Raw genomic sequence first — 17,198 nt, 5'->3', positions numbered from 1 at the left:
TCCGGCCATTTCGCTCTCTCGGTCGAAGCAAAAAGCGCTTCTTGGTCGAGAGCTCCAATGTCCTGCGATTCTGAACGAGCCGCTTGCGCTTTTAAATTTTAAAAAGACAAAAACAGGTAGTTGCAAAATGGAGTTAGCCTTGTTATAATTTCATCATATGTGTTTCATCAATATAGTTGTGTAAGCAGCTGAAGATGAAAAACTCTGTTTCGAAAATGATTCAGGGCGGAAGGAGATGAAAAGAATGAAAGCAGGAATCCATCCAAATTACAATAAAGTTGTATTTATGGACACGAACACAGGCTTCAAATTCTTAAGCGGGTCTACTAAAGGCTCTAGCGAAACTGTTGAGTGGGAAGATGGTAACACTTATCCATTACTAAAAATTGAGATCAGTTCTGATTCTCACCCATTCTACACTGGACGTCAGAAGTTTGCTACTGCAGACGGACGTGTTGACCGCTTCAATAAGAAATACGGTATCAAGTAATAAAGAACATAAAACAGGCAAGTGTATGTATTCGCTTGTCTGTTTTTTTTGCAAAAATATTAAACCTTTACCCTACTTTGGATTAGGAAAGTAGATGAAAGGAGAGCTCAATGTACTTAATGAATCAAAATGGTTGGATTGAAGTGATTTGCGGGAGTATGTTTTCTGGAAAATCAGAAGAGCTCATCCGCCGTATACGCCGTACGCAATTTGCGAAACAACATGCGATTGTATTTAAACCATGTATTGATAATCGTTATAGTGAAGAAGATGTTGTATCACATAATGGATTAAAGGTTAAAGCAGTTCCTGTTTCAGCTTCAAAAGATATATTTAACCATGTAGCAGAAGAAATGGATGTTATTGCAATCGATGAGGTACAATTTTTTGATGGGGACATTGTGGAAGTGGTGCAAGTATTGGCAAATCGTGGCTATCGTGTCATTGTAGCTGGATTAGACCAAGATTTCCGTGGTCTACCATTTGGACAAGTTCCTCAGCTGATGGCGATTGCTGAACATGTAACTAAGTTGCAGGCAGTGTGTTCTGCATGCGGATCTCCTGCAAGTCGTACGCAACGTTTAATCGATGGAGAACCAGCGGCATTTGATGATCCAATTATTTTAGTTGGGGCTTCAGAATCGTATGAACCACGTTGTCGTCATTGTCATGCAGTACCTACAAAACAAAGATAAATGAAACTCGCTATGTAGAGCGGGTTTTTTTCGAAAATAGATGAAGATTGGTGGCCGGCTCTTCGTACAGCTAAGAACTTTAGCAGTCAGAGCTGAGCAAGCCGCTTACGCTTTTAAATATTATCTAGCTCCAGCGGCTAGAATCCCCAGCCATTTCACTCTCTCGCTCGAAGCAAAGAGCGCTTCAAGGTCGAGAGTTCCAAATAGCCTGCGATTCTGAGCGAGCCGCTTACGCTTTTAAATATAATTTGCGTTTTTTTGATTAAGTACCATATACTATTTGTATTAGATACTAGGATGTAGAGGTGAATGGTGTGTTAGATCGTTTGCAGGCTGTAGAAGATCGTTATGAGAAGTTAAATGAATTGTTAAGTGATCCAGAGGTTATTAGCGATACGAATAAGCTTCGTGAGTATTCAAAGGAACAATCTGATATGCAGGAAACGGTAGAGGTGTACCGTGAGTATAAAGATGTTCGTGAGCAATTAAGAGATGCAAAAGCAATGTTAGAAGATAAGTTAGACGCTGATATGCGTGACATGGTAAAAGAAGAGGTTTCTGAATTAGAAGGGCAAGATAAAGAATTGTCAGAGCGTCTGAAAATTTTACTTGTTCCAAAAGACCCTAATGATGATAAAAACGTTATCGTTGAGGTTCGTGGTGCTGCTGGTGGTGACGAGGCCGCTTTATTTGCTGGTGATTTATATCGTATGTATAGCCGTTATGCTGAGGTACAAGGTTGGAAAACTGAAATTATCGAAGCGAGCTATACAGAGTTAGGTGGATATAAAGAGATTATCTTTATGATTAACGGTAAAGGTGCGTTTGCGAAGCTGAAATTCGAGAATGGTGCTCACCGTGTACAACGTGTTCCTGAAACGGAATCTGGTGGACGTATTCATACATCTACAGCAACTGTAGCTGTATTACCAGAGGCAGAAGAAGTAGAAATTAGTATTCATGAAAAAGATGTTCGTGTTGATACGTTTGCTTCTAGTGGTCCTGGTGGACAAAGTGTTAATACAACGATGTCAGCGGTACGTTTAACGCATTTACCGACTGGTGTAGTTGTATCGTGTCAGGATGAGAAATCACAAATCAAGAATAAAGAAAAAGCGATGAAAGTATTACGCGCACGTGTTTATGATAAGTTTAGACAAGAAGCGCAAGCTGAGTATGATCAAAACCGTAAACAAGCTGTTGGTACGGGTGATCGTTCAGAGCGTATTCGTACGTATAATTTCCCGCAAAACCGCGTTACAGACCATCGAATCGGTTTAACGATTCAAAAGCTAGATCAAATCTTACAAGGTAAGTTAGATGATTTCATCAATGCCTTAGTGATGGAAGATCAGGCTCAAAAGATGGAGGCAGCTGAGTAATGCGTGTCTATGAAGCCCTGAAATGGGCTTCTTCTTTTTTACAGGAAAATGGACGAGATGAAAATGCGGGAGAACTTGTCCTTTGTCATGTATTAAAGACGAACAGAACCGGAATGCTCATGAATATGCGTGAAGAAATAACTGTGGAACAAGAAACAAGTTTTACGGAGTTTATTCACAAACATGTAGAAGGTATTCCTATTCAATATATGATTGGTTATGAAATGTTTTATGGACGGTCGTTCTTTGTGAATGAAGAAGTATTAATACCCAGACCGGAAACAGAAGAGCTTATAGTGGGAGTGTTAGAAAGAATCGAGCGTCATTTTGGCGATGAGAAACTACATGTGGCGGACATTGGTACAGGTAGTGGAGCGATTTCTATTACGCTTGCTTTAGAAAATAAAAATCTTCATGTGTATACGGTAGATATTGCACAAGAGTCGATTGAAGTTGCAAAAGAAAATGCAAAAACTTTAGGCGCAGAAGTAACGTTCTATCATGGTGATTTATTGTCACCATTTTATAAAACGGGTCAAAAGTTAGATGTTGTTGTTTCAAACCCTCCATATATACCGGAAGAGGATTGGCGTGGCCTTTCTCCTGTGGTGAAAGAGCATGAGCCAAAGAGAGCACTTGTTGGCGGTGAAGACGGATTAGATTTCTATCGCCGTTTTATGGAAGATTTGCCGAATGTGTTGCAGAAGAAAGCAATTGTGGCATTTGAAATTGGAGTAGGGCAAGGCGAGGATGTAAAAGGGTTGTTACAACAAGCTTTTCCACATGCTCATGTTGAGGTTGTTTTTGATATTAATGGAAAAGATCGTATGGTATTTGCAGAGATGGAGTAAGGTTCACACCTTACTCTATTTTTTTGTGGAAAAATTTATATAGATTTTGAATTTAATAGTTTAGAAAGATGAAAGTCTGTCCACACTGTTTGTAGAAGGGACGGTGGAGGAAATGAAAAAACAAGTTATTGCTTATCTTCTTCTATTATTAATTGGTGCACAGTTGCTTGTGCAGTTTGGATATATGAAAGCTGATGCGAAAGGGCCTTCAGTTATTCCGAAAGAGGCCGTTCGATTACGGATTTTAGCAAATAGTGATTCAGATAAAGATCAGGCTTTAAAGCGCAAAGTGCGTGATGAAGTAAAAGCACAAATTGATGGATGGGTAGCAGATTTAACTTCATTTGAAGAGGCACGTAAAGTCATTCAAAGTCATATTCCAGAAATCGAAAAAACAGTGGCAAATACGTTGAAAAAAGAAGGAAGTAAAGATTCATTTCAAGTGAAATTTAGTAAGAATGTAAAGTTCCCTACAAAGGTATATGGTAATTTTATTTATCCAGCAGGGGAATATGAGGCGGTATTGATTACAATTGGGGAAGGGGAAGGGGCAAACTGGTGGTGTGTATTATTTCCACCGATGTGTTTCTTAGATTTTTCAAGTGGTACAGCTGTAAGGAAAGAAGAACATGTTGTGAAGGCTGAATCTCCTGAAGAGGGGGAAGTTAAGGAGCAAGATGAGGAAGTAGTGGATGTACCAGAGAAGAAAGAGGATAAGGTGAAAGAAAAGAAAGCTGTAAAGCAGGAAGTTGCCAAAAAAGTAACAGCTTCTGAAAAGAAAGTAGTAAAAAATGAAACGAAAGTAGAAGAACAACCTGTAAGTAAAGAAGAAACAAAAACTGTTGAAAAAGTGGAGAAACCTGTGGAACAAAAGCAAGAAAAACAAAATGAGTATGTAAAAGTAGAGGAGGAAGAAGAAAAGCCAGAAGTTAAGTTATTTATTGTAGAAGCTTTTACATCTTTATTCTCTAAATAGTACTATTAGTAGGTCCCTTCTCATATATAACAAAGAGGAGGGATTTACTATGAAGAAAGTATATTTTGCTACGAAAGCAGATGTGGGAAGATTGCATTCTTTTTTCGGACAAGCTAATAAAAAAGATGATAAAATAAATGAGTTGTACGCGCAATTTATGATTTTGGAAGAGGCGGAAGAAATACGGGCTGTCATCGGATATGAACAAAGTGAAGAACACGCACTGATTCGTTCTTGTTTATTCACACCTAATGTGGATAAACAGACTTTCTTATATTTTTTTGAAATGTTTTTGCAGTATATGAACGAAAAAAATATTCGACAATTGTACTTACTAACAAATCATCCACAATCTATAACAATCTTTCAGTTTTTTGACTTTGTTACTATAGAGAAAGAAAACGTACCAGAGGGAATTCGACAGTTAGAACACTTTTGTAAAAATATAAAAGAGCCAAATGCAATAATACTAAATTGTCAGCTATTCACAAAGTTATCCACGGATTAATTAGGTTTATCCACATTTTGTGGATAAACCTTGTTTGTCTTTTGGATAAATCTCATAGTAAACTAAAAATAGACAAGTATTTCAGGGTAGAAAAGGACGTGGGAAAAAATGCATACAAATATGTGGGTTGTGGATAATGTTGTGGAAAGAAAAAAATATTATCCACAGTTACAAGAAGCAGCAAAATTATTAAGGGAAAACGAGGCGATTGCCTTCCCTACAGAAACGGTATATGGACTAGGTGCAAACGCGATGAATGATGAAGCAATCGCGAAAATTTTTGAAGCGAAAGGAAGACCGAGTGATAATCCACTTATTGTCCACATCGGTACAAAATCACAGTTAGATGGGATTGTGAAAGAAATCCCGCCAGTTGCAGAGAAGTTAATGGAGCATTTTTGGCCAGGCCCGTTAACAATTATTTTACCTAGAAAAGAAGGGATTTCAGAGAAGGTGACGGCAGGACTTAATACGGTTGGAGTAAGAATGCCTGATCATCCAGTAGCGCTTGCTCTTATTGAAGAGGCAAATGTGCCTGTTGCAGCACCGAGTGCGAATCGCTCTGGGCGCCCAAGTCCGACACTAGCTTCTCACGTATATGAAGATTTAAATGAGAAAATTGCAGGTATTGTAGATGGTGGTGCGACGGGAGTAGGTGTTGAATCGACTGTAATTGATTGTACGAGCGAGGTTCCAACGATATTACGCCCAGGTGGGATTACGAAAGAACAATTAGAAGCGGTAATCGGTACGGTTTCTTTAGATCCGGCTTTAAAGGACGAGAAGGAAAAACCGAAATCACCTGGAATGAAATATACACATTATGCACCGAAAGCGCCGCTTAGTATTGTTGAGGGCTCACGTGAATTTATTCAGCTTATTGTGGATAAGAAAAAGGAAGAAGGATTTAAAGTAGGTGTATTAACGACGGAAGAATATCAGCATGTATATAGCGCGGATGTTGTATTATCTTGTGGTGTTCGAAGTGATTTAGCTAGCGTTGCGACTAAATTATATGATGTACTTAGAACGTTTGATGCAAGTGAAGTGGATGTTATTTTTAGTGAATCATTCCCGAATGAAGGAATAGGGAATGCCATTATGAATCGCTTAACGAAAGCGGCAGGCCATCAGGTTATTACTGAATCGTAAGGTACGATTAGCAAACCGAATATTTCTCCTCGGATAAGCATATTTTGAAGTAGCACGTCCGAGGAGGGACATGAATGACGTTTGAACAGCTAATACCTTTAATAATTATGGCATTCGCTTTAGGAATGGATGCGTTCTCGGTGAGTCTTGGTATGGGGATGATGACCTTAAAGTTAAGACAAATCCTGTATATCGGTATGACTATAGGGATATTTCATATTATCATGCCATTTATAGGGATGGTATTAGGTCGCTTTTTATCAGAACAGTATGGAGACATTGCACATTTTGCAGGTGCTATTTTATTAATTGGACTAGGATTCTATATTGTGTATTCATCTATTTTGGAGAATGAAGAGACTAGAACGGCCCCTATTGGAATTAGTTTATTCGTATTTGCATTTGGCGTTAGTATAGATAGTTTTTCAGTAGGCCTTAGTCTTGGTATTTACGGGGCGCAGACAATTATTACGATATTACTTTTTGGATTTGTTAGTATGTTATTAGCGTGGATTGGTTTATTAATTGGTAGACATGCAAAAGATATGCTCGGCACATATGGCGAGATAGTAGGTGGTATCATTCTCGTTGGATTTGGATTATATCTCCTTTTTCCTATATAATTTTAAATAGGAGGGAGTTATGAATAAATTATTGGAATGGTATATTCGATTTTTAACTTTTTTCCCTAGGTGGTTAAGACGGCTTGTTATTTGGGGTATTATTTTGCAAATTTCAATTTTAGGTTGGATGAAGTTAATTCGCGAATGGTAAGATAGCTCCTTTCTGTGCATAGTTTTATTTATACTATACTGATTGCGCTAAAAAATTATAGATATAGAAAGGATGAGATGAATGACGAGATTGAAGCAAGTTTTTGGTATTATTATTAGTTTTTTTGTTTTTTGGTTTAGTATGCTCGGTGTACAAATGTTTGCTGAGTTTTTAGATATTGAGTCATTGAAGTTTGTTGCGGGAAAAACGGAGGCAGCGCGTGCCTTTTATTCTCCGTATCCGTTTATAATCGTTTTTCTTATTACATTGCTTTCCCTATATTTCTTAGTAATTAAGCTTGGGAAACCGAAAAAAGAGAAAGTATCTACTTTAGAGGAAAAAAAGGAAGAATTACAATGATAAAATCCCTTGCTAAATAGCAGGGGATTTTATGTTTGAGTGATGGAAGTAATTGAGTTACATTCGCTCTCTCGCTCGAAGCAAAAAGCGCTTCAAGGTCGAGAGCTCCAATGCCCTGCGATTCTGAACGAGCCGCCTCTGCCTTTAGATATATCCAGTTCCAGCGGCCAGCTCTTCGCATCTAAGAACCTCCCGCACGAAAGGTAAAAAGCACCTTTTGTGCGAGAGAACCTTAGCCGGTCAGAGCTAAGCGGGCCACTTCCACTTTTAGATATATCCAGCTCCAGCGGCTAGAATCTTCGGTCATTTCGCTCTCTCGCTCGAAGCAAAAAGCGCTTCAAGATCGAGAGCTCCAATGCCCTGCGATTCTGAACGAGCCGCCTCTGCCTTTAAATAGGCCTTACCAATTCAAATTGTTCTCCTAGTTTTGCGTAGTTGTGTCCTGCTAGACGGCTTACTGGTTTTAGTACTTCTGCATGAATGCGGCCGTTTTCGTATAGGTGTTCTGCGACGTGGAAACGAACGACGCGTCCGATTAGTAGATCGCAAGCTGGTGAGTCTTCTGTTCCGCCAAGAGGGATAGCGCGTTCTAGTACGCATTCCATTCGAATATTAGCTTCTTTCACACCTGGAACGGAGATGACATCACTTTCAATTGGTGTTAGTTTTGCTAGTTCAATTTCACTTTCATTTGGCGGGAGGTTAGCCGCTGTTTCGTTAATTGCTTCTACGTAAGATTCATCAGAGATATGTACGACAAATTCACCTTTTTCAATTGCGTTTCGGGAAGTGTCCTTTCTTTCTCCGGCTTTTCGCTGTACAGAAACTGAGATAAGTGGTGGATTAGCAGCGACAATATTGAAATAGCTATACGGTGCTCCGTTTAATACGCCGTCTTTTGTTACAGAAGTAACGAATGCGACAGGGCGTGGAATGATACTTCCCGTTAATAATTTGTAATTCTCTTTTTCCGTTTGTTCATTTGGATTAATGGATAACATGCGTAAAATCCCCTTTCTAAATATGACGACTTATTGTTTGTTTACAAGATGTTAGTGGAAAACTCCTGCTGAAAATAATATTTTTATTACATAAAAAGAACTTACTTCATTGTGATTGAAGTAAGTTCCGTCTAAATAATCTCGAATTCAAGATAAAAATTATAATAAAACGTATGCCCCAGGTCCGATTAAAGCTACTCCCACAGCAACAGCGATTAACATTAAATTGTATTCATATCCGTTTTGTGTTACCCAGTAACCATTTTTTCCGTGAACAGTGAAGATTGCCATTAACATTGTTCCAACGATAAATAATGAACCAATTGCAGTGAAAATACCTGATGCGAATAAGAAGCCACCTAATAATTCAGTTGCGCCAGCCATAAATGCCATGAATACACCAGGACGTAAACCGATTGACTCCATCCAGCCGCCTGTTCCTTTTAAACCGTAACCGCCGAACCAACCAAATAGTTTTTGAGCACCATGACCCATGAATGTAATACCTATAATAAGACGAATAATAAGAAGACCGATATCCATCATTTCAAAAAACCTCCTAAAAGTTATTAACTTACCTTATGTAAGTAATAATAAAATAGTTACTTACTTTAGTCAAGCGGATTTTGAAAAAAGTTTGAAAAAATTTTACAAATTAACAACAAAAAACAAAATGTAGTAAAGACCTCTAGACAAGTTGGGTAAAAAAAGAGAAAATATAAGTAGAAGTTAACTTCTTATTGTTATTCAGACAATCAGAATTGACTGGAATTTTGCAAAGAGCTACAATAAGAGTCTATTAGTAATGACGTAATTTATTTCGAAAGCGTTTTTACAGTATAATATTCGAAGTATGAAGTCTTACATGTATCCCGAGTTTTACTAGGGATTGCCCTATAAACTTTTAGGTAAATTATGAGGAGGACTATCCTATGTTTAAAAAATTATTCGGTTTTGGTTCAAAAACAAATGAAGAAACAATCGTAGCTCCATTAACTGGAGCAGTGAAAAATATTGAAGAAGTACCAGATCCAGTATTCGCTGGTCGTATGATGGGTGAAGGTGTTGCAATCGATCCTACTGAAGGTCTAGTTGTATCTCCAGTTGATGGTGAAATCGTACAATTATTCCACACAAAACATGCTGTAGGAATTAAAGCGAAAAACGGTACAGAAATTTTAATCCACGTTGGATTAGAAACTGTAAAAATGGAAGGCGAAGGTTTCGAAGCTCACGTTTCTGAAGGCCAAGCTGTAAAAGCTGGAGATAAATTAATCTCATTCGACTTAGAATTAATCCGTGAAAAAGCGAAAAGTACAATTACTCCAATCGTTATTACAAACACAGATGCAGCTGAGTCTATTAAAACAACTGTAGGGGTAACAGCTACAAAAGGTTCAACAGAAGTAATGAAAGTTACAATGAAATAATTATTGTATAAGAGGAATCCGTTTCATATGAAATGGATTCCTTCTTTTGTTTTGTAGTACGCTTGCTATGTATGTTAAAATACTCTAGGCACTTGGAAATAGGGTTTCACATATATGTGGATAAGGCGCATTTTTCTTAGAAAAAATATAAGAGAAATGCGCCTTTTGTATATTCACATTTCTTTTGTTCTATTCTTATGTACGTTATGATGAAAGATAGGAAAAAGAAGAAAAGGGGTGGGTTTGGATGGAACGAGTGTTATTTATTTGCACTGGAAATACATGCCGTAGCCCGATGGCTGAGGCGTTACTTCGTCATCATGGAGAAGGGAAGTTTGAAGTGCAATCTGCTGGTGTTTTCGCCTATCCTGGAAGTGATGCGTCGATATATGCAAAGGAAGCTTTAGCTGAAAAGGGAATTACAATCGATCATGCTTCGCAACAGATAAATGAAGCTTTGATTGATTGGGCAGATATTGTAGTAACAATGACGGAAAACCATAAGCAAATTGTACTTGGGCATTATCCGAGTGTTGAAAAGAAAGTGGATACATTATATGGAGTAACTGAGGGGATAAGTAAGGATATTTCAGATCCATTTGGCGGTTCACTTTCTATTTATAAAGAAACGTTAGAAGAGATGGAAAAACTTGTACAAACTTTACTGAAAAAACATTCAGAAGGTTGATGTTTCGTGTATAATACGATATTGGAGATTACTTCGTTCCGTTAAGGTAACGAGTGAGAAATGAAGATAATTGATTGAAACTTTGGAGGGGTAAAAATGAAAGTAGTAGTAGCATCTGATCACGGCGGTATGAATATCCGTAAAGAACTTGTAAGTTTATTAGAAGAGTTAAATATTGAATATATTGATTTAGGTTGTGAATGTGAAGCTGGTTCTGTTGATTACCCTGATTTTGCGTTTCCAGCAGCGGAAATGGTAGCGAATGGCGAAGTAGATCGTGGTATTTTAGTTTGTGGGACAGGCATCGGTATGTCAATTGCAGCAAACAAAGTAAATGGTATTCGTTGTGCATTAGTTCATGATACTTTCAGTGCGAAAGCAACGAGAGAGCATAATGATACGAACATGTTAGCAATGGGCGAGCGTGTAATTGGTGCAGGTCTAGCACGTGACATCGCAAAAATTTGGTTAACAACTGACTATGAAGGTGGTCGTCACGAAAACCGCGTAGGAAAAATTAAAACATACGAAACAAAGTAATAGATTCTAACTAGAAGTAGTATGAAATATAATTTGGTGAACCAACCTGTGAAAGGAAGAGGCGTAATGACAGAAATCGTAAAGGTAAGAGAACAGTTACAAATTTCGCTTGCTGATTTCCAAGAACAAGCTTCATTACAAAGTGGACAAATTTTTGTAGTGGGGTGTAGCACGAGCGAAGTGCTAGGAGAAAGAATTGGGACATCAGGAACGATGGAAGTAGCAGAGGCGATTTTTTCTGAGTTAAAACAATTTCAAGAACAAACAGGTATTGAGTTGGCGTTTCAATGTTGTGAGCATTTAAACCGTGCTTTAGTAGTTGAGAGAGAGTTGGCGATGAAATATCAATTTGAAATTGTAACAGTTACGCCTGTTAGATCAGCAGGTGGTGCATTAGCAACATATGCGTATCACAATTTGAAAGATCCGGTAGTAATTGAGTTTATTAAAGCAGATGCAGGAATGGATATTGGTGATACATTTATCGGTATGCATTTAAAGCATGTAGCTGTTCCGGTTCGTACAGGTGTGAAGGAAATTGGAAGTGCGCATGTAACGATGGCAACGACACGTGGAAAACTAATTGGTGGAGCACGTGCTGTTTATGCGGCGAAGGAAGAGACTATAACTTGCCGTTAGACATGAAAAATTATAAAGTCGCATAATAGCTTTATATCGAAAGATAAAAGGTATGTAGTCTGACTTTATAATAGAAGAAAGAAAAGACCGATTTTCGGTCTTTTTTTTCTTTTATGATATAGAAAGTCATGTTAGAATGTAGTTGAAAACATGAAGGTTCGAAAGAATTACAACCTGAATTTTCGTTTTTTCTGAATAAATGAGAAAAAACTATTGGGAATCGATGTAATTCGTTCAGAAAAGGGGGATTTTGGTGGATCATTTAAAACGTCAAGATGAAAAGGTATTTGCTGCAATTGAGGCAGAACTAGGGAGACAGCGTTCAAAGATTGAGTTAATTGCTTCGGAAAACTTCGTAAGTGAAGCAGTAATGGAGGCGCAAGGTTCTGTTTTAACGAATAAGTATGCTGAGGGATATCCTGGAAAACGTTACTATGGTGGCTGTGAGCACGTAGACGTAGTGGAAGATATCGCACGTGATCGCGCGAAAGAAATTTTTGGCGCAGAGCATGTAAATGTTCAACCGCATTCTGGTGCACAAGCGAACATGGCAGTATACTTCACGATTTTAGAGCAAGGCGATACAGTACTTGGTATGAATTTATCTCATGGTGGTCACTTAACACACGGAAGCCCTGTTAACTTCAGTGGAGTACAATATAATTTCGTAGAATATGGCGTGGATGCTGAGTCTCACCGTATTAATTACGATGATGTATTAGCAAAAGCGAAAGAACATAAACCAAAATTAATCGTTGCAGGTGCAAGTGCATATCCTCGTGTTATCGATTTCAAACGATTCCGTGAGATTGCAGATGAAGTGGGTGCATACTTTATGGTTGATATGGCACATATTGCTGGTTTAGTAGCTGCTGGTTTACATCCAAACCCAGTACCACATGCACATTTCGTTACAACGACAACACATAAAACATTACGTGGTCCACGTGGTGGTATGATTTTATGTGAAGAGCAATTTGCAAAACAAATTGATAAATCAATCTTCCCTGGTATTCAAGGTGGTCCACTTATGCACGTAATCGCTGCAAAAGCTGTTGCATTTGGTGAGACACTACAAGATGATTTTAAAACATATGCACAAAATATCATTAATAATGCGAATCGCTTAGCTGAAGGTCTTCAAAAAGAAGGACTTACACTTGTTTCTGGTGGAACAGACAATCATTTAATCCTGATTGATGTTCGTAACTTAGAAATCACAGGTAAAGTAGCAGAGCACGTGTTAGATGAAGTTGGTATTACAGTGAACAAAAATACAATTCCATTTGAAACAGCAAGCCCATTTGTAACAAGCGGTGTACGTATCGGTACGGCAGCTGTAACATCTCGTGGTTTCGGTTTAGAAGAAATGGATGAAATTGCGTCACTTATTGCTTACACATTAAAAAATCATGAAAATGAAGCTGCATTAGAAGAAGCAAGTAAGCGTGTAGAAGCGTTAACGAGCAAATTCCCAATGTACACAGACCTATAATAGATTAAAGAAGACTGCTGAGACGTAATTGTTTTGGCAGTTTTTTTTTGGACATATATTGTTCTTTAAGTATGTATACAAATGATGAATAAATTTTGGCGATATAATGAAGGATACAGCTCCCATAATTGGTAAAGATACTAGATAGATTCATCGTAAAATCATGATTTTGCCAAATTTGCCCTTGAATATTAGTAGCGTTTTCTTTACAATCGTAAATAGTGTAAAAAAGCGTGCAAACGCATGAATATCATCTAAAGGAGAGATTCACATGGGAAAACTGTATGTATTTGATCACCCGTTAATTCAACATAAGATTACATATATTCGCGATAAGAATACAGGTACGAAAGATTTTCGTGAATTAGTGGACGAAGTAGCAAGTTTAATGGCTTTCGAAATTACTCGCGATCTTCCACTTAAAGACATTGAAATTGAAACACCTGTAAGCAAAGCGACAACAAAAGTGATCGCTGGTAAAAAGCTTGGTTTAATTCCGATTTTACGTGCAGGTTTAGGAATGGTTGATGGAATTCTGAAATTAATTCCAGCAGCAAAAGTAGGACACGTTGGTTTATACCGTGACCCTAAAACATTACAACCGGTAGAATACTATGTGAAACTTCCAACGGATGTAGAAGAACGTGACTTTATCGTACTAGATCCGATGCTAGCAACAGGTGGTTCTGCAGCTGAAGCAATTAACTCTCTGAAAAAGCGCGGTGCAAAACAAATTAAATTAATGTGTATCGTTGCAGCTCCAGAAGGAGTAAAAGTAGTACAAGAAGAACATCCTGATGTTGATATTTATGTAGCAGCATTAGATGAGAAATTAAATGATCACGGATATGTAGTACCAGGTCTTGGTGATGCTGGTGACCGTTTATTCGGAACGAAGTAAGACAACTGACGAGAGGGGATTCCCCTCTCGTTTTTTTGTACTCTGATGAGGTAGGGGAGGGGGGATAAATATACATAGTATATACAACATAAGTTGAATACACACCACATATAATATAGAAGTCTTACGTCTAAAGAGCACTATATTATGGAAGGAAAGCGTTATATCGTAAAAATATAATAGTGACAAACTTGTGAACATTTCCTTCTATTATAATGAGAAAACTGCTAGAAATTGCATATCTCTAACCAGTATTTAGAAGGGGAACGTTTTCATTTTTGGGAGGAAATGACTAATACTCAAATTTTTTGATTTTTTACGATTTCTCGTTGACACTGTTAATACCCTATTGTATGCTAACAACGGGGATAGATGGTAGGGCTTTCAGTGACAAAAATACATCTATTCCGTGACGAAAATGTAAACTTTTTAATTTGTATAGGATTTATGCAAAAAAATGAGTTATTATTAACACATCGTGAATGAGGGTTACATATTGGAGGGATGAATCCTTGCAAAAAAACGATCGCAGCCATATAAAAGCTTATGCTTTAATGTCAGGTATTCTTGCTCAGTTAGTCGGTTCTATTCTTATTGGAATCTTTGGTGGGCAGTGGATTGATAGTAAGGTTGGAACGTTTCCATTGTTTCTTATTATAGGGTTATTACTCGGATTAGGAACAGGGATATACGCAATGATTCGACTCATTCGACATTACTATTCGGGAGAGCAATGATGATAGACGTACATGGACTTGTCCAAAGACAAAAGAAATATATGTACTACTTGCTTGCGCTTCTAGTGCTAGGATGGGGATTCACCTCTTACAAGGATGTATTTCTTGGGCTGATTATCGGAACGATTTTCAGTTTTCTTAGTTTGCGCATCATTGCACGTAGAACAGACAAGCTGTTGGATCGCGTAACAAATGGAGAAAACGTGAAATTTAAGGCGACAGCGGTAAGTACATATTCGAGATTCGCCACGATTGGATTATTAATTTTATTTGCAGCCAAATATCAAGAGTTAATCGCGATGTGGGGCCTAGGTGTAGGATTGCTGACAGGATACCTTGTCATGATCATAGATTTTCTTTATTTAGAGTATAAGAGCAGGGAAGAGAGGTGAATTACTAGTGGAACACGGTAAATTAGTTAAATTTCTAGGTTTAACGTTCGATTTGTCATCAGTTATGATGGTTACTGTAGCAGCAGTTATAGTTTTCTTAATCGCTGTTATCGGAACTCGCAGTTTAGCCCTTCGCCCAACCGGGATGCAAAACTTCATGGAATGGGTGTTTGACTTCGTGAAAGGGATTATCAATAGTACGATGGACTGGAAAACAGGTGGGCGTTTCTTAACGCTTGGCGTTACGCTTATCATGTTTATCATCGTATCGAACTTCCTTGGTTTACCATTCATGTATTCAACAGTTGAGGCTGGCGAACATATTGCATGGTGGAGATCACCAACGTCTGATCCAGCAGTTACATTAACATTAGCCGTGATGGTAGTTACCCTCACCCATTATTATGGAATTAAGATGAAGGGTACGAAAGAATACGTAAAAGGTTATTTCCAACCTATGAAATTCTTATTCCCATTAAAGGTTATTGAGGAGTTTGCTAACACATTAACGTTAGGTCTTCGTTTATTCGGTAACATTTATGCAGGTGAGATCTTATTAGGATTACTTGCTAAGTTAGGTGGGGCATCATTCCTTGGAGCATTAGGTGCGCTTGTACCAATGTTAGCATGGATGGGATTCAGTGTATTCGTTGGATCAATCCAGTCATTTATTTTCGTTATGTTAACGATGGTTTATATGGCTCATAAAGTAAGCCATGACCATTAATATAATTTAAGTAAGAAAAAATTTATTTTTTTATAATACAAAGGAGGACAAATTAAATGAGTTTAGGTGTAATCGCAGCTGCAATTGCAATTGGTTTATCAGCATTAGGTGCAGGTATTGGTAACGGTCTTATCGTATCACGTACAATCGAAGGTGTTGCTCGTCAACCAGAATTAAAAGGCGCGCTTCAAACAATTATGTTCATCGGGGTTGCTTTAGTTGAGGCACTTCCAATCATCGGTGTAGTTATTGCATTCATCGTAATGAACAAATAAGGGAGACTCCCCTTACATAGATGGCGAAGAGTGTTTTTCCGAACTTTCTTCGCCATTGCTTTATGAACGAAACGTATGTCTTTTTTTTTCATATGATCAATTTAGATATTTTGAAGGGAGTGAATCCTTGTGCCAACTTTATTATTAGGGGCTTCCATTCCATTTGGAACGATTGCTTATACATTGTTCATTTTCTTACTTCTATTAGTAATGCTACGCAAATTCGCGTGGGGCCCTTTAATGGGAATTATGAAAGAACGTGAAGAGCATGTTACTAATGAAATCGACGCTGCAGAAAGAAGTAACGCTGAAGCGAAGAAATTAGTAGAAGAACAACGTGAAATGTTAAAACAATCGCGTGTTGAAGCACAAGAGTTAATCGAAAGAGCGAAAAAACAAGCTGTAGATCAAAAAGATGTTATTGTTGCTGCTGCGAAAGAAGAAGCAGAATCAATTAAAGCATCTGCTGTACAAGAAATTCAACGCGAAAAAGAGCAAGCGATTGCTGCTTTACAAGAACAAGTCGCTTCTTTATCTGTTCAAATTGCTTCTAAAGTAATTGAAAAAGAGTTAAAAGAAGAAGATCAAGTTAAGTTAATTCGCGATTATATTAAAGAAGTAGGAGAAGCGCGATGAGCAATGGGATTGTAGCAAAACGTTATGCTGTCGCTCTTTTTAAAATTGCAAAAGAAAAACACGTATTAGAAATGTTTGAAGAGGAATTACGCCTTGTACAAAACGTTTATGTAAAGAACGGAGAACTACATAGCTTTTTAACGCAACCGAACATTTCAAAAGAGCAGAAGAAAACGTTTCTTGCGAACGTATTCGGATCTGTTTCTGAATCTATTTTAAATACGTTATATATTTTAATTGATAACAAACGCATTGATATCTTACCTGAAATTGCAGATGAATATGTTGTTCTTGCTAATGAAGAACGTAACGTAGCCGACGCAACTGTATATTCTACTCGTCTTCTATCAGAAGAAGAGAAGCTTAACATTGCAGAAGCATTTGCAAAGAGAACGGGAAAAGACGCAATTCGCGTAAAAAATGTTGTAGATGAAGATTTACTAGGCGGCATTAAAGTACGTATTGGAAATCGCATTTACGACGGAAGCTTGCAAGGAAAATTAGCACGTATTCAGCGTGAATTAATGAAGAATAGATAGGGGTGAAGCA

General features: G+C 37.8%; 25 protein-coding genes. 23 read left to right on the top strand and 2 right to left on the bottom strand.

Annotated features, from left to right (window positions below; translation table 11 throughout):
• Window positions 1–244: 244 nt before the first annotated feature.
• The 10 genes from ABH961_RS18915 (at window position 245) to ABH961_RS18870 (ending at window position 7,188) form a co-directional block, all read left to right on the top strand.
• Window positions 245–490, top strand: a complete 246-nt coding sequence (locus ABH961_RS18915; protein WP_000643447.1) for a type B 50S ribosomal protein L31 — start codon at window positions 245–247, stop codon at window positions 488–490.
• A gap of 110 nt (window positions 491–600) precedes the next feature.
• Complete coding sequence (locus ABH961_RS18910; protein ID WP_000281084.1) at window positions 601–1,185, top strand: thymidine kinase; 585 nt, start codon at window positions 601–603, stop codon at window positions 1,183–1,185.
• A gap of 314 nt (window positions 1,186–1,499) precedes the next feature.
• Entirely contained in the window at window positions 1,500–2,567 is a 1,068-nt protein-coding gene (prfA, locus tag ABH961_RS18905) for a peptide chain release factor 1 (protein ID WP_002096180.1), read from the top strand.
• Complete coding sequence (gene prmC, locus ABH961_RS18900; protein ID WP_404519792.1) at window positions 2,567–3,418, top strand: peptide chain release factor N(5)-glutamine methyltransferase; 852 nt, start codon at window positions 2,567–2,569, stop codon at window positions 3,416–3,418. Before prfA ends, prmC begins: the two co-directional genes overlap by 1 nt.
• A 112-nt stretch (window positions 3,419–3,530) precedes the next feature.
• Window positions 3,531–4,394 carry a stage II sporulation protein R gene (gene spoIIR, locus ABH961_RS18895; RefSeq protein ID WP_098091558.1) on the top strand — a complete coding sequence of 288 codons (864 nt, stop codon included), beginning with the start codon at window positions 3,531–3,533 and terminating at the stop codon, window positions 4,392–4,394.
• Window positions 4,395–4,443: 49 nt separating this feature from the next.
• Window positions 4,444–4,902, top strand: a complete 459-nt coding sequence (locus tag ABH961_RS18890) for a GNAT family N-acetyltransferase (RefSeq protein ID WP_048542698.1) — start codon at window positions 4,444–4,446, stop codon at window positions 4,900–4,902.
• 108 nt (window positions 4,903–5,010) lie between these two features.
• The gene (locus ABH961_RS18885; protein ID WP_048560279.1) at window positions 5,011–6,054 is read left to right on the top strand and encodes an L-threonylcarbamoyladenylate synthase; all 1,044 of its coding nucleotides are present in this window, start codon (window positions 5,011–5,013) and stop codon (window positions 6,052–6,054) included.
• Window positions 6,055–6,128: 74 nt separating this feature from the next.
• Window positions 6,129–6,677 carry a manganese efflux pump MntP gene (locus tag ABH961_RS18880; RefSeq protein WP_048542694.1) on the top strand — a complete coding sequence of 183 codons (549 nt, stop codon included), beginning with the start codon at window positions 6,129–6,131 and terminating at the stop codon, window positions 6,675–6,677.
• 19 nt (window positions 6,678–6,696) lie between these two features.
• The gene (locus ABH961_RS18875; protein ID WP_001037624.1) at window positions 6,697–6,828 is read left to right on the top strand and encodes a hypothetical protein; all 132 of its coding nucleotides are present in this window, start codon (window positions 6,697–6,699) and stop codon (window positions 6,826–6,828) included.
• Window positions 6,829–6,909: 81 nt separating this feature from the next.
• Window positions 6,910–7,188 (top strand): DUF3935 domain-containing protein, encoded by a 279-nt coding sequence (locus tag ABH961_RS18870; RefSeq protein WP_048542692.1) that lies wholly within the window; start codon window positions 6,910–6,912, stop codon window positions 7,186–7,188.
• Window positions 7,189–7,577: 389 nt separating this feature from the next.
• Here the strand turns inward: ABH961_RS18870 and ABH961_RS18865 are convergent, their stop codons facing one another.
• Together ABH961_RS18865 and ABH961_RS18860 are read right to left on the bottom strand one after the other, a co-directional pair.
• Window positions 7,578–8,189, bottom strand: a complete 612-nt coding sequence (locus tag ABH961_RS18865) for a flavin reductase family protein (protein ID WP_404519790.1) — start codon at window positions 8,187–8,189, stop codon at window positions 7,578–7,580.
• Between the two features lie 159 nt (window positions 8,190–8,348).
• A complete protein-coding gene (locus ABH961_RS18860) occupies window positions 8,349–8,735 on the bottom strand; it encodes a DoxX family protein (protein WP_087985979.1) in 387 nt (128 codons plus the stop codon).
• Window positions 8,736–9,121: 386 nt separating this feature from the next.
• Between ABH961_RS18860 and ABH961_RS18855 the strand changes: the two genes are divergently transcribed.
• The 13 genes from ABH961_RS18855 to atpH all read left to right on the top strand — a co-directional run bounded on the left by ABH961_RS18855 (window position 9,122) and on the right by atpH (window position 17,188).
• Window positions 9,122–9,619, top strand: a complete 498-nt coding sequence (locus tag ABH961_RS18855; protein WP_087985978.1) for a PTS sugar transporter subunit IIA — start codon at window positions 9,122–9,124, stop codon at window positions 9,617–9,619.
• Window positions 9,620–9,866: 247 nt separating this feature from the next.
• The gene (locus ABH961_RS18850) at window positions 9,867–10,307 is read left to right on the top strand and encodes a low molecular weight protein arginine phosphatase (protein ID WP_048542685.1); all 441 of its coding nucleotides are present in this window, start codon (window positions 9,867–9,869) and stop codon (window positions 10,305–10,307) included.
• 96 nt (window positions 10,308–10,403) lie between these two features.
• Window positions 10,404–10,847, top strand: coding sequence for a ribose 5-phosphate isomerase B (rpiB, locus tag ABH961_RS18845; RefSeq protein WP_000869917.1), 444 nt, complete (start codon window positions 10,404–10,406; stop codon window positions 10,845–10,847).
• Between the two features lie 21 nt (window positions 10,848–10,868).
• Complete coding sequence (locus ABH961_RS18840) at window positions 10,869–11,486, top strand: TIGR01440 family protein (RefSeq protein ID WP_095205689.1); 618 nt, start codon at window positions 10,869–10,871, stop codon at window positions 11,484–11,486.
• A gap of 253 nt (window positions 11,487–11,739) precedes the next feature.
• Window positions 11,740–12,981, top strand: a complete 1,242-nt coding sequence (gene glyA, locus ABH961_RS18835; RefSeq protein WP_000349796.1) for a serine hydroxymethyltransferase — start codon at window positions 11,740–11,742, stop codon at window positions 12,979–12,981.
• 271 nt (window positions 12,982–13,252) lie between these two features.
• A complete protein-coding gene (gene upp / locus ABH961_RS18830) occupies window positions 13,253–13,882 on the top strand; it encodes a uracil phosphoribosyltransferase (RefSeq protein ID WP_000517539.1) in 630 nt (209 codons plus the stop codon).
• A gap of 372 nt (window positions 13,883–14,254) precedes the next feature.
• The gene (locus tag ABH961_RS18825; protein ID WP_048542683.1) at window positions 14,255–14,368 is read left to right on the top strand and encodes a DUF4024 domain-containing protein; all 114 of its coding nucleotides are present in this window, start codon (window positions 14,255–14,257) and stop codon (window positions 14,366–14,368) included.
• A gap of 26 nt (window positions 14,369–14,394) precedes the next feature.
• Window positions 14,395–14,619 (top strand): AtpZ/AtpI family protein, encoded by a 225-nt coding sequence (locus ABH961_RS18820; RefSeq protein ID WP_001171220.1) that lies wholly within the window; start codon window positions 14,395–14,397, stop codon window positions 14,617–14,619.
• Complete coding sequence (locus ABH961_RS18815) at window positions 14,619–15,011, top strand: ATP synthase subunit I (RefSeq protein ID WP_000567600.1); 393 nt, start codon at window positions 14,619–14,621, stop codon at window positions 15,009–15,011. The genes ABH961_RS18820 and ABH961_RS18815 overlap by 1 nt, the downstream gene beginning before the upstream one ends.
• Window positions 15,012–15,018: 7 nt before the next feature.
• Window positions 15,019–15,738, top strand: a complete 720-nt coding sequence (gene atpB / locus ABH961_RS18810) for a F0F1 ATP synthase subunit A (RefSeq protein ID WP_048542682.1) — start codon at window positions 15,019–15,021, stop codon at window positions 15,736–15,738.
• A gap of 56 nt (window positions 15,739–15,794) precedes the next feature.
• Window positions 15,795–16,013, top strand: coding sequence for a F0F1 ATP synthase subunit C (gene atpE, locus ABH961_RS18805; RefSeq protein ID WP_000052064.1), 219 nt, complete (start codon window positions 15,795–15,797; stop codon window positions 16,011–16,013).
• A 129-nt stretch (window positions 16,014–16,142) separates the two neighbouring features.
• On the top strand, window positions 16,143–16,649 hold the full coding sequence (atpF, locus tag ABH961_RS18800) for a F0F1 ATP synthase subunit B (protein ID WP_001142625.1): 507 nt from the start codon (window positions 16,143–16,145) through the stop codon (window positions 16,647–16,649).
• Window positions 16,646–17,188, top strand: a complete 543-nt coding sequence (atpH, locus tag ABH961_RS18795; protein ID WP_000064683.1) for a F0F1 ATP synthase subunit delta — start codon at window positions 16,646–16,648, stop codon at window positions 17,186–17,188. The genes atpF and atpH overlap by 4 nt, the downstream gene beginning before the upstream one ends.
• The last annotated feature ends 10 nt before the right edge of the window (window positions 17,189–17,198 follow it).

It is taken from the genome of Bacillus sp. RC251 (assembly GCF_044908765.1).
Classification (GTDB): Bacteria; Bacillota; Bacilli; order Bacillales; family Bacillaceae_G; genus Bacillus_A; species Bacillus_A wiedmannii.
The sequence above is the reverse complement of the archived record's forward strand: the minus strand, read 5'-3'. Positions and strand labels throughout refer to the sequence as shown.

What these genes read in the sequence shown, in the direction of transcription:
- ABH961_RS18815 (WP_000567600.1), top strand. Translation starts at nt 14,619, where the DNA reads ATGATAGACGTACATGGACTTGTCCAAAGACAAAAGAAATATATGTAC.
- ABH961_RS18870 (WP_048542692.1), top strand. Translation starts at nt 6,910, where the DNA reads ATGACGAGATTGAAGCAAGTTTTTGGTATTATTATTAGTTTTTTTGTT.
- ABH961_RS18875 (WP_001037624.1), top strand. Translation starts at nt 6,697, where the DNA reads ATGAATAAATTATTGGAATGGTATATTCGATTTTTAACTTTTTTCCCT.
- upp (WP_000517539.1), top strand. Translation starts at nt 13,253, where the DNA reads ATGGGAAAACTGTATGTATTTGATCACCCGTTAATTCAACATAAGATT.
- ABH961_RS18880 (WP_048542694.1), top strand. Translation starts at nt 6,129, where the DNA reads ATGACGTTTGAACAGCTAATACCTTTAATAATTATGGCATTCGCTTTA.
- ABH961_RS18865 (WP_404519790.1), bottom strand. Translation starts at nt 8,189, where the DNA reads ATGTTATCCATTAATCCAAATGAACAAACGGAAAAAGAGAATTACAAA.
- ABH961_RS18915 (WP_000643447.1), top strand. Translation starts at nt 245, where the DNA reads ATGAAAGCAGGAATCCATCCAAATTACAATAAAGTTGTATTTATGGAC.
- ABH961_RS18850 (WP_048542685.1), top strand. Translation starts at nt 9,867, where the DNA reads ATGGAACGAGTGTTATTTATTTGCACTGGAAATACATGCCGTAGCCCG.
- atpE (WP_000052064.1), top strand. Translation starts at nt 15,795, where the DNA reads ATGAGTTTAGGTGTAATCGCAGCTGCAATTGCAATTGGTTTATCAGCA.
- ABH961_RS18860 (WP_087985979.1), bottom strand. Translation starts at nt 8,735, where the DNA reads ATGATGGATATCGGTCTTCTTATTATTCGTCTTATTATAGGTATTACA.
- ABH961_RS18825 (WP_048542683.1), top strand. Translation starts at nt 14,255, where the DNA reads ATGGTAGGGCTTTCAGTGACAAAAATACATCTATTCCGTGACGAAAAT.
- rpiB (WP_000869917.1), top strand. Translation starts at nt 10,404, where the DNA reads ATGAAAGTAGTAGTAGCATCTGATCACGGCGGTATGAATATCCGTAAA.
- ABH961_RS18885 (WP_048560279.1), top strand. Translation starts at nt 5,011, where the DNA reads ATGCATACAAATATGTGGGTTGTGGATAATGTTGTGGAAAGAAAAAAA.
- spoIIR (WP_098091558.1), top strand. Translation starts at nt 3,531, where the DNA reads ATGAAAAAACAAGTTATTGCTTATCTTCTTCTATTATTAATTGGTGCA.
- ABH961_RS18840 (WP_095205689.1), top strand. Translation starts at nt 10,869, where the DNA reads ATGAAATATAATTTGGTGAACCAACCTGTGAAAGGAAGAGGCGTAATG.
- ABH961_RS18890 (WP_048542698.1), top strand. Translation starts at nt 4,444, where the DNA reads ATGAAGAAAGTATATTTTGCTACGAAAGCAGATGTGGGAAGATTGCAT.
- ABH961_RS18855 (WP_087985978.1), top strand. Translation starts at nt 9,122, where the DNA reads ATGTTTAAAAAATTATTCGGTTTTGGTTCAAAAACAAATGAAGAAACA.
- ABH961_RS18910 (WP_000281084.1), top strand. Translation starts at nt 601, where the DNA reads ATGTACTTAATGAATCAAAATGGTTGGATTGAAGTGATTTGCGGGAGT.
- prmC (WP_404519792.1), top strand. Translation starts at nt 2,567, where the DNA reads ATGCGTGTCTATGAAGCCCTGAAATGGGCTTCTTCTTTTTTACAGGAA.
- atpH (WP_000064683.1), top strand. Translation starts at nt 16,646, where the DNA reads ATGAGCAATGGGATTGTAGCAAAACGTTATGCTGTCGCTCTTTTTAAA.